This is a genomic window from Algoriphagus alkaliphilus (genome assembly GCF_900103735.1).
GTDB classification, from domain to species: Bacteria; Bacteroidota; Bacteroidia; order Cytophagales; family Cyclobacteriaceae; genus Algoriphagus; species Algoriphagus alkaliphilus.
Map to the genome: position 1 here is coordinate 57,798 of NZ_FMXE01000024.1, position 9,472 is coordinate 67,269.

At 42.1% G+C, this 9,472-nt stretch carries 9 protein-coding genes; 1 reads left to right on the plus strand and 8 read right to left on the minus strand.

What is annotated here, in order from left to right; translation table 11 throughout:
• Window positions 1-274: 274 nt before the first annotated feature.
• From BLQ81_RS15485 to BLQ81_RS15505, 5 genes are all read right to left on the minus strand, one after another.
• The gene (locus BLQ81_RS15485; protein WP_092731705.1) at window positions 275-2,725 is read right to left on the minus strand and encodes a leucine-rich repeat domain-containing protein; all 2,451 of its coding nucleotides are present in this window, start codon (window positions 2,723-2,725) and stop codon (window positions 275-277) included.
• Window positions 2,712-3,551, minus strand: a complete 840-nt coding sequence (locus BLQ81_RS15490) for a hypothetical protein (protein ID WP_092731708.1) — start codon at window positions 3,549-3,551, stop codon at window positions 2,712-2,714. The genes BLQ81_RS15485 and BLQ81_RS15490 overlap by 14 nt, the downstream gene beginning before the upstream one ends.
• Window positions 3,548-4,123 carry a hypothetical protein gene (locus tag BLQ81_RS15495; RefSeq protein WP_092731711.1) on the minus strand — a complete coding sequence of 192 codons (576 nt, stop codon included), beginning with the start codon at window positions 4,121-4,123 and terminating at the stop codon, window positions 3,548-3,550. Before BLQ81_RS15495 ends, BLQ81_RS15490 begins: the two co-directional genes overlap by 4 nt.
• 26 nt (window positions 4,124-4,149) lie before the next feature.
• Window positions 4,150-4,620, minus strand: a complete 471-nt coding sequence (locus tag BLQ81_RS15500) for a lysozyme family protein (RefSeq protein ID WP_092731738.1) — start codon at window positions 4,618-4,620, stop codon at window positions 4,150-4,152.
• Between the two features lie 539 nt (window positions 4,621-5,159).
• Entirely contained in the window at window positions 5,160-5,567 is a 408-nt protein-coding gene (locus BLQ81_RS15505; protein WP_092731714.1) for a GNAT family N-acetyltransferase, read from the minus strand.
• A 27-nt stretch (window positions 5,568-5,594) separates the two neighbouring features.
• Between BLQ81_RS15505 and BLQ81_RS15510 the strand changes: the two genes are divergently transcribed.
• Window positions 5,595-5,846, plus strand: a complete 252-nt coding sequence (locus BLQ81_RS15510) for a hypothetical protein (RefSeq protein ID WP_092731717.1) — start codon at window positions 5,595-5,597, stop codon at window positions 5,844-5,846.
• Here BLQ81_RS15510 and BLQ81_RS15515 read toward each other — a convergent pair.
• The 3 genes from BLQ81_RS15515 to BLQ81_RS15525 all read right to left on the minus strand — a co-directional run.
• Window positions 5,843-6,124: a GNAT family N-acetyltransferase gene (locus BLQ81_RS15515; protein WP_092731720.1), complete on the minus strand. Its 282-nt coding sequence runs from the start codon at window positions 6,122-6,124 to the stop codon at window positions 5,843-5,845. The two genes, BLQ81_RS15510 and BLQ81_RS15515, sit on opposite strands and share 4 nt — an antisense overlap.
• A 304-nt stretch (window positions 6,125-6,428) precedes the next feature.
• Window positions 6,429-6,848 carry a VOC family protein gene (locus BLQ81_RS15520; RefSeq protein ID WP_092731723.1) on the minus strand — a complete coding sequence of 140 codons (420 nt, stop codon included), beginning with the start codon at window positions 6,846-6,848 and terminating at the stop codon, window positions 6,429-6,431.
• A gap of 347 nt (window positions 6,849-7,195) precedes the next feature.
• Window positions 7,196-9,472, minus strand: a 2,277-nt coding sequence (locus BLQ81_RS15525) for an Ig-like domain-containing protein (protein WP_175454246.1), incomplete at its 5' end; no start/stop codon positions are given.

The window sequence follows — 9,472 nt, forward strand, 5'->3', positions numbered from 1 at the left end:
GTAATTTCGGGAGTTTTTGAAAAGTGTTATCCGAAAATTTCGGATAACACTTTTTTTATGAAAGCAGCAGATTCAACCCGAAATATGCATTAGCAATTCTACGCCACGGCGCACAAGTTATTGCGGCCAGTAATTGCTTCAAAATCAGTCACTACGTTGCTGGTTTCGACTTCACCATATCCGCCGCGGCGGACTCAGTCTCCAAACAGCCTGATTTTATTGCATTTACTGTCCTCATAACGAAACCTAATGGATAGTCCGGGTTGAATGATCCTTAATAAAATCTTACCTCACAGTCAGGATGACTTGCCTTAAAAGAAGCGACTGCTCGGCTATTGAGGTTGGTATTAAAGCAAGACAATTTTTTAAGGTTTGGAAGTCCAAAAATCGGCTTTAAGCTCCTGAGATTTGTACTCGCAACATCCAATTCTTCAAGGGCTCTTAGCGACTCAAGTCCCTTAAGCGTCTTTAAATTTGTGCCTGAAATATTAAGTTTTTTCAACTCGATCAGATTGCTTATCGGTACCAAACCTTCAATTCCTGTATTGGACAGATCCAATTCCTCAAGTAAAGAAAGTCCAGACAATGGCAGAAAATCAGTAACCGCTACCTGTGACAGTTTAAGTTTGGTGAGAAGATTCATCGCACTCAAAGGAGCAACAGAAGATATGGGGGCATCAAAGACTTCCAGTCTTCTTAGATTCACAAAAACAGCGAGTGGAGTTAGGTCTGGAATACCCACACTTCGAAGGCTAAGTTCGGAACTGGCCGAAAGCAAGTGAAGCTGTTCAGTGTTTGGATTTTCGGGAAGAGAAAACTGTTTCCTGAAAACTGTCTCCCATTGCGCATCAAGACTACTCCACCATGAATTGAGCTCGTCTGTCCTGTAGACGACATTGATGTCTGGTCTTTGGATCAATAGGTTTGGGATCTCACTTTGATCAAAGGCAGCACCATTCACATTCAAAAAAGTCAATCTTGGTAAAGAAGTGACAGATAAGATGCTTTGAACAGGACTAAACTCAAGATCGATGAATTCCAAAAGATCATTTTCACGTAGTACAGACAAATCTTCAACTGAAGTATTTTTTCCTTCCAATTTCACCAATGTCCTTACCTCGCTCAGAGGTAACAAGTCAGAAATCGGGTTGTTGGAAATTTTGAGTCTGGCCAAATTGACAAATCTCGTTATCGGAATCAGGTTATCGATTTGGGCGCTATCAAGGTCTAATTCTGTCACCGTGACGGCTTGGGTAAGTGTTTCAATTCCCGGTGAGTCAGTAGTGATCAGGGGATTGTTTTGCTTGAGTGCAGTTCTCCATTCCTCCGAGAGACTTGACCACCAACTTTCCAGATCTTTGACATGGTGAATCAATAGTATCCGGGGATTTTTACGAACAAATGCATCAGCAGCTAGAGGAGTAAGCTTAGTCTCGTCTGCAGCGATTTTTTTAAGGTTAGGATGAGATTCAAGCGGAGAAATATCTGCTACTCCACTTCCCGTAATATCCAATGATTCCAAATTCTCAAGACCTGCCAAAGGAGTAACATCCTGAATGTTAGTTTGGGATAAATCGAGGAATTTCAATGATGTAAGTCCTGCCAGTGCAGAGAAATTGATGATATAATTCCCTCCTAAAGTGAGGCTTTCCAGGTTTTTCAGCTCCTTGATATTTTCAGCATTGTTGAAGCCGGATTCAGCAAGATTGAGTTGAGTCAGGTTTTTAAATTCATTGAGAACAGCAAAACTGAGAATAGGTGTTTTTTGGACTTTCAGCGAAACCAAGCCTTTCAGGTTCAGCAGCTGTGAGATATCTTCAATTTGAGTATTTGAGATATCCAGGTGTTTGAGTCGATCAGAGTATTTGATAAACTGAATATCCTTGGTAGCGGTATTTGAAATATTGAGACTTTCCAGAAAGGTCACATTGGAGATCGGACCAAGATCGGTTATTCTGGAGTTTGATAAATTGATGACTTTTAAGTCCCGCAGTTCGGAGAGCGGACTCAGGGTAACGATTCTGTTATTCCCTGAAATATCCAGAGAATCTATACTGACAAACCGGTAAAACCATTCCAGATTTGCGGTATCACGTTCTGTAAGGCTGAATTTGGTCCGGAAAAAAGATTTCCATGGCGCATCCAAGGCTCCCCACCAAGCCGTCAATTCCTGATCCCGGCTAACTTTAGTGGTGTAAACACTCACGATTTTAAGCTCCTGGGATTTTTCGTTTAGGTTAATTTCCACAAAACGGGGTTTGGTATTGGTCACTTTTTCCCCGGAAAGGGCTGTGGCAGTGATTGTCCTGTCTAAGGATGCCAAAAAATAGATGTCTCCGTTTTCTTTTTGGGCAGGCTTTACCTCACGGATTTTAAAATTAAACTCGATGTTCTTGTAAAAGAACTCAATGTCTTTGAGATAGGCCGTGACATCTTTATTGGTAACGACCTTTCGATCCAGGAGCAAATCGTCTTCCACCTGGACTTTTTCGTCTCTGAAAATTTTGAGGTAGCTCTCACGTATGATCACGTCCTTGTCCCGAGGCGAAGTCTGCGCGCTACCTACCGTGTTCAATAGGTATTCAAGAAACCTGACTTGATCTTCTACTTTAGTTGATAATTCTTTTATCTGCTCCTTGCTGTATCCCTTGATTGTTTGGGCACTTATTGACAGGGAAAGTAAGAAGAGTAAGCTTGTAAAGAGAAAGTATTTACTCCTGATCATAGATGTATTTAAGAATAGTCTCCTTATCGCCCGGACCAAGTCTGACCAAATTGGAAATCAACCAGCCTGTATTAAATCCAGGTCTATTGAATTGATTGACTTCGAAATACCAGCCTTGAATTTGAAAGAAGTGAAATTTCAAACCTGTGACGGTAACGAAACGAAGATTGTTTTGCTTCATTTCATACAAGAAGATTGCCAGATAATCCGGCTTGTAAGAGGTAGGGGTAAAAGATTCCGGTGAATTGGAGTCCTGAAATGCCCTTCTGAGGTTCATAAACCCTAATTCGTGACTGAGAGGGTGAAGGAAATCTTTTTTATCGCCGACAGGTTTGTTGAATAAATTCTTGAAGGGCTCAAACTTTACTTGGTCTATTACCCACTCATAGCCCAGTCCTTCGGGTTGAATTTTCATAAACAGGGTCGCCTTTTCCTTTTTTCCCTTGAAAATAAAATCAGTTTCTACTTCTGCATACCAACCCTCCCTGTGGAACACCAAGTAATTTGGATAGACTTCAGAGAGTGCATTCTGAATAAACTGATTTTTAAGATCGGGGGAAACCGAGGAAGTTTGATTGTCGAAAAGGATGTTTAAAAACCCTTTTCTCAGCGGAATATTTCTATAAAGCGGATCTCCCGGATAGAATCGGACTGTACCGTCTATGGACTCCTCTCCGTTGAATCGTCTAAAAAATTGATTGAGTTGCTTGGTTGAAGCGGCAAATCTGCCATCATCCTTAATAGTTCCGGGGCTGCCTAGGCCTTGCCCCGGAACATTAGCGATGATTGCGATAAAAAACGCAAAAATCAGAAAGGTTTTTCTCATGCGGAGGTTTCGGTCACTCTTACGTCTCCGAGCATGACATCCCAAAATTCAATCGTACGACCTGCAATTTGGGTTTGCTTTTTCTCAACGTAGATCGTAATGTCTTTTTTGGTTGTGTCTTTATAGTTCATGCCAGTTTCAATAGACGTCCCTTCAAAACGCTGATAGATGGTGATCACTCCAACAAAACGTCCATCGGGCTGTCTTTCGAGGTCAGAAATGTACTGAATATCGTACCAGGTGATATTCACGCGGTCATAATTGAGTGCCATCAGTCTTTCGAAGTATCTTCTTATTTTATAGTAAGCGATTTCCTGCGTGTTGATAGAAGAAACTCCCATTTCTGCTCCGGGAGCAAAAAGCTCCTCAGCTCTATCCATAACGCGGTTTGCTTCTGAGAATTGTGTCTCCTTGCTTCCGATAATGGAAATGTATTTAGAAAGATCCTTCACTTTTTCCAAAGCGAGTGAATCAATCGCCTGCTTACGAGCCGGGCTGATATTGTCCTGTGCTGTCGCCACCAATGAGGCGGAGAGGAATAATCCCAGGAAGAGTAGTAATTTATTATTCATGTCAATTTAGATTTGCTTGGTGATGGTTATTTTCTTCTCAATTCCAATTCAGACACTTTACCATTTGCATCCATTCTGATATCAGAGATGTAATTGAGGTTTTTCTTGGTGTCTTTCAGGTATTCTAGATACTTCTTGATTGTGGTAGGCTCATCGTAATCCTTGATTCCATTTTCTTCGTGGATAACGATCAATACGGGAGTCTCCTGATTTGAGAACATTGCTAACGTTTCCTGAATGGATTGGTTTGCTGAATTCGCGCTGCTGGCTCTGGCTACCGAATTGAAATAATTTTCAAGTTTTTCGGCTGCAATCTCTTCCGCTGATCTGGTAGCAGCAGGTGCTGGAGGTGGAGTTTGGACTTGCTCAACAGGCGCTGGAGCTGGTGCGGTTTGGACGGCTTTCTTTTTACTCTTACAAGCACCCATGGCCAGCAAGGCAAATAAAGCCAAGACTAGAGTTTTTCTGAGTGAAAAGGCGAACATTGACTGTTTCATCATTTTAATAAATTAAGTTTTTAATAATTTAATTTTCAAGTGCCGAATTGGGCGACAAAGGTGGCCGCAAAATAAAGAAAAACTCAGCATATTAATGCAAAGCTCATTCCAATCCTTGAATATAATTACAAATAGAATTAACAATTTTTAATTTCAAAGTAATAAGTACGCATACATGATCTGTGATATTGAATTTTGATTATCCGCAATCCTGCCAGTAAGAAAGATTAGGCTATATAAAGTTGAGGTCAAATCGTCCACAGACGACTGTCAACTGTCCACAGCTCGTTTTTTGGAACTTCAAACCTTATTTTATTTTGCTACTGGCAAGAAAGCGGACATACATATATTGAAATTATCGAAGGTCTAGAAGTCAACCTAAGTTTATTAGATGGCAAGAAGATAGGTCATTGAAAAATGGGATGTCCTCAAATTAACCTTGTTCGGGATTCAGGATAAAGGATTATCCGAAACAATCCGGCTGCGGTGGAAAATGAGGCTGTGGTATGGTATTTTATTACGCTTTAAGATTTGATGCATCAACCAAGTAAATCTTCAGGCTTCAATTGATAGCAGTGCTCATGGAGTTTGAAGCCCAGTTTTTGATAAAAAGGTTCGGCATCCTCAGCCGCAAACAGTATCAGCCGGGCATCGGGGGCTAAGCTGCGGGTGAATTGAAGGATTTCCCTCCCGATACCTTTTCCCTGATACGCTTTGGCGACAGCCAAATCTGCAATAAAGCAACGATAGCAAAAGTCAGAAAGGCCTCGAAGCACCCCGACCAATTGATTTTTTTCTCGTGCAGTGACCAGGAGGTTTGAACTTTCTATCATCCGACGCAAATGATCGGAATCATGCATGGGGCGTCGTTTCCCCAAACCAGAGTCATTGAGAATGAAAATGTATTCTTCAAGACTTAAATTCTTTTCTACCTGGAACGAAACCATATATTTTGAGAAATAGAAACCAAGATTATGACCGTAGAAATTGGATTTAGCAGGCAAAGCAGCCAATCATTTAACGAGAACCATAAGTTGGGAAAAATCCGTCCAAAATCCGAGGACGCAGGAATTTCCAGAGACGAAAAAAATGCCGATCCCAAAGCCCTCTCTGAAGCAATCGAATATCGGAATGTGCGAAAAACACGGCTTAAAAATCAAAGTCTGATGATCCTTGGACTTGTAATTTTAACTGCCATTATCCTGGGCTATTTGTTTTTTGATTAATTCAATACGTCCTGCAAGTCGGTCCGCTTCCTGAACGTGGCTTTTGCAAAAGGGCAAAGGGGAATTACTTTGATCTCTTCCCTTCGGACAAATTCGACCAGTGCTTCAAATAATATGACACCGACCCCCTGCCCCTTCAGGCTTTCATCCACTTCGGTGTGTTCGATGATCATTTTCTTTGTGCCTGCCATGACATAGACCATCTCTGCCAGACGCTTGGTCTCCTCTCCGATAAAAAAAGATCCCCTGATTTTGTCGGTATGGTGTTGGATTTCCATAGGCCTGAGAAGGTTATTGGTTAATTAGTTAATGGTTAAGAGCAGGCAGGTGATAAATCCTCCTGCGGCGGACAGGTTTCTAATACTGAAGTATGGGGAAATGTCTTAGTTGTACCCCCCGACCCTCCCGATCCGCCGCGGAGGACGGGACAGGCTCTCAAGGGGGAGGATAGGCAGTGCCAAATAATTATAATTAGAAAAAATCAAATTTGGAATTGTTTAATAATGAACACCGAACGCAGAACGTCGAATGATGAAGTAATTGGTGTCACGCTTCTTGGATCTTGCTTCTTGCATTAATTTCTCAACCAATCGTCCTTCCCTTCACTAAGCGATCATACTCCTCGTCATTCGGCTCCCAAAGTTCGATGCTGTGACCATCCGGATCCAGGATGTGAACAAACTTTCCGTATTCGACCGTTTCGATTTCGTCTAAGATTGTAACACCTTCCGATTTCAGTTCTGCCAGCAATTCCACCAGATTTTCCACCCGGTAGTTGATCATAAAGTCCTTTTCGGATGGTTTGAAATAGGTGGTATCCTCCTTCATCGGAGACCATTGGGAAAAGCCCTTTTGATCGGGATTTTCACTGCTTCTCCATTCAAAAGCTGTCCCATAGTTGTCGGTATTCAAACCCAAGTGATTTTGATACCAGGACTTTGTGGCATTGGGATCTTTGACTTTGAAGAATATTCCGCCAATACCGGTGACTCGTTTTTTCATGTGTTTATAATTTGATTTTTATTTGCCACATGGAATGCCCTTTGATAATCATCCCCCTGTGTGAGAATCTTTCTCATGGGCATTTCATCTGTTTATAATTTGATTTTATTGGTCAGATGCCCGCCTGTATTCGGACAGGGAATCTCGCAAGTTTGATAATCATTCCAGTGTGTGACTTTTTAGTCATGCCTGTCTGCTACAGGCAGGCTCGATTTCATTTGAATGCTTTTGACATAAGTTCAAACAATCTACAAATTGAATTTTAGAGTGAAATATAAAAGTCAAAAAAATAGCCGCCAGAAAAATTCTGGAGGCTATTGCGATACAAAGCAAGTTTTCTTAAAATCTTACCTTTTAATCAGTCGCTCGGTCATGATGATATATCCGATTTTGACCTGCACCATATACATGCCCGGAGCCAAACCGTTTAAGTCTAAGGTTTGAATGAAGGTCGATCCACGATAAATGGTGTCCTCGATTACCATTCGGCCTACGGCATCAAATACTTGGATTTCAACTTCGGCACCCTCGTCCAAATCGACCATTATATTGGTTTCGTTTTGAGCAGGGTTGGGATATAGGATGAATTGATTTGGTCCTACCTCCCGGGTTAGTACGATGTCCTTGCTGATGGTCTGACCTGCCCGATCCGTACTGAAGACGGTAAATTTCATTTGAGCGGCTGGAGTATTAATCCCCTTCCAGATCAGTTGATTTCCTCGAATCTCCAAATCCGGATTTGGATCCATGCTGTAGGTGTGGATATCGTCCACAGGATCGATGGTATTGAGGGTTCCTATGACAGTTCCAGATCCAGCATTTTTCACAACCTTCTGATTGCTCAGCTCGATGTCGAGGGCTATTGGTTTGTCTTGAACCAAAACTTGAATAGCAATCGGTTCATCCAATTCGAAGAACTCATTGTCGACCAAATCCGCTTTCAGTTCATACAAACCTGGTGTCAAGGGATCGTAGGTTCTTGCATCCAGTGTAAGTGCCAGTTTTCTTCCTTCAAACCAGGTTGAACTCTGAGTTTCTAACTTTTTCTTGATAGTTTCAAAAGGAGTACTCCAAGCTACAGTGATAAGTTCAGTGCTCACCCGCTTATTTCCCTTGGCTTTAGACTCGTGTATCACAATCGAACCACCACCGAGGACTGTAGCCACTTCGGAATTATCCGCAGCTCCGAGTCCATTGTCATAGATGACACCATTACTTCCCCAAATCTTTATTCGGAATTGATCCGGGTTGGTTCCTCCATTCCACTGACCGTCAATGGCTACCAAAGTAAATTTGAAGCCGGACACACCATTGATTGATCCTTCTCCTCTATAGGTAGCTTTTTTACCCGAAATGACCAGAGTACCTGCCTCATGAAGGATTGATTTAAAGCTCAGGCTTCCGGCGTTGAACTGGAATTCAGTATTGCCATCTACCTGGTTGGAGCCTTTTTTGTATTTGGACACAAAACCAAAGTTTGCTTTTCCGACAGTTGTGGTTCCAACAAGTGCTCCTTCAGGTGAATTAATCCAACCTCCTCCTGTTACAAAGTTTCCATTGGGATCATAGACAGGAAGGTATGCAATGGATTCTGAACAACCACTTCCAACTACGGCTGTTACTTTATAAACATCCAGAGAAAGTCCAGAAACTGAAATTGTTGCTTTACCGGTAACATCTGTATTGGCAAAACCAACCTGGTTTCCATCCAACAAGAAGGTAACCTTTACTCCCGAAACTGCAGGTAAAACTGTGGCACTTAAGGTTGCCGAAGTACCAACCTGAACAGGAATGCTACTTGCAGATGCATCTATCTCTATACCTTGAAAGGTAATTACCTGAGTAAATACTTGGGATTGAATTCCGTTCAGATCAGTTGCAATCCAGGTATTGGTTAAAGTTCCTGCGCCATTTGGACCAGGCATCACAAATCCTCCAGATGTTTTTACCAGGGAAACAACCCTATCTGGATCACTAGGTGCCGGAGCAAGAAGCTGTGCTTGGGCTAGTAAATGATCCTGGCTACAATAAAGCGTTCTGTCTAAGCTTCCTGGTAAGGTGTTCCAAACCGGAATAGTAGCAGCATTTACAATTACCGTCTGATTTTGGGTTGATGTATTGCCCTTGCTATCTCTATAGACCCAAGTAATTGTGTATGTTCCCTGTTCGCTATAGCTGGTCGGGTCAGAAGTCGTTCCTATGATGGCTCCTTCGCAGTTATCACTTGCCAATGATCCAAATACAACAACAGAAGTTTCTGTAGTGATCGTTGGCAAAGTAGAAAGAGTTGGAATTGGGGCTATTATATCTTCCACAATTACCGTTTGTTCCTGAGTTGCTGTATTTCCGTTGCCATCATCGAAAATCCAATTAATTGTATAAGTTCCCTGCACGCCGTAACTGATAGGATCAGCGGTTGTTCCGGTAATAATTCCCTGACAGCTGTCAATAGCAGTTGGAGCTGAAACGGTTGCTGAGCATTCGCCCATGATGATTGGCAACTGAGCCAGACTTGGAACCGGAGCGGTAATATCTTTTACAATGACCGTCTGAGTTTGCTGAGATGTATTGCCATTGCCATCGTCAAATTTCCAGGTGACCGTATGAGTTCCCTGAGTGTTGTA

Bases quoted from the DNA above. Each gene is read 5' to 3' on its own strand.
- BLQ81_RS15500 (WP_092731738.1), bottom strand. From the start codon at position 4,620: ATGAAACAGTCAATGTTCGCCTTTTCACTCAGAAAAACTCTAGTCTTG.
- BLQ81_RS15510 (WP_092731717.1), top strand. From the start codon at position 5,595: ATGACCGTAGAAATTGGATTTAGCAGGCAAAGCAGCCAATCATTTAAC.
- BLQ81_RS15485 (WP_092731705.1), bottom strand. From the start codon at position 2,725: ATGATCAGGAGTAAATACTTTCTCTTTACAAGCTTACTCTTCTTACTT.
- BLQ81_RS15520 (WP_092731723.1), bottom strand. From the start codon at position 6,848: ATGAAAAAACGAGTCACCGGTATTGGCGGAATATTCTTCAAAGTCAAA.
- BLQ81_RS15515 (WP_092731720.1), bottom strand. From the start codon at position 6,124: ATGGAAATCCAACACCATACCGACAAAATCAGGGGATCTTTTTTTATC.
- BLQ81_RS15495 (WP_092731711.1), bottom strand. From the start codon at position 4,123: ATGAATAATAAATTACTACTCTTCCTGGGATTATTCCTCTCCGCCTCA.
- BLQ81_RS15505 (WP_092731714.1), bottom strand. From the start codon at position 5,567: ATGGTTTCGTTCCAGGTAGAAAAGAATTTAAGTCTTGAAGAATACATT.
- BLQ81_RS15490 (WP_092731708.1), bottom strand. From the start codon at position 3,551: ATGAGAAAAACCTTTCTGATTTTTGCGTTTTTTATCGCAATCATCGCT.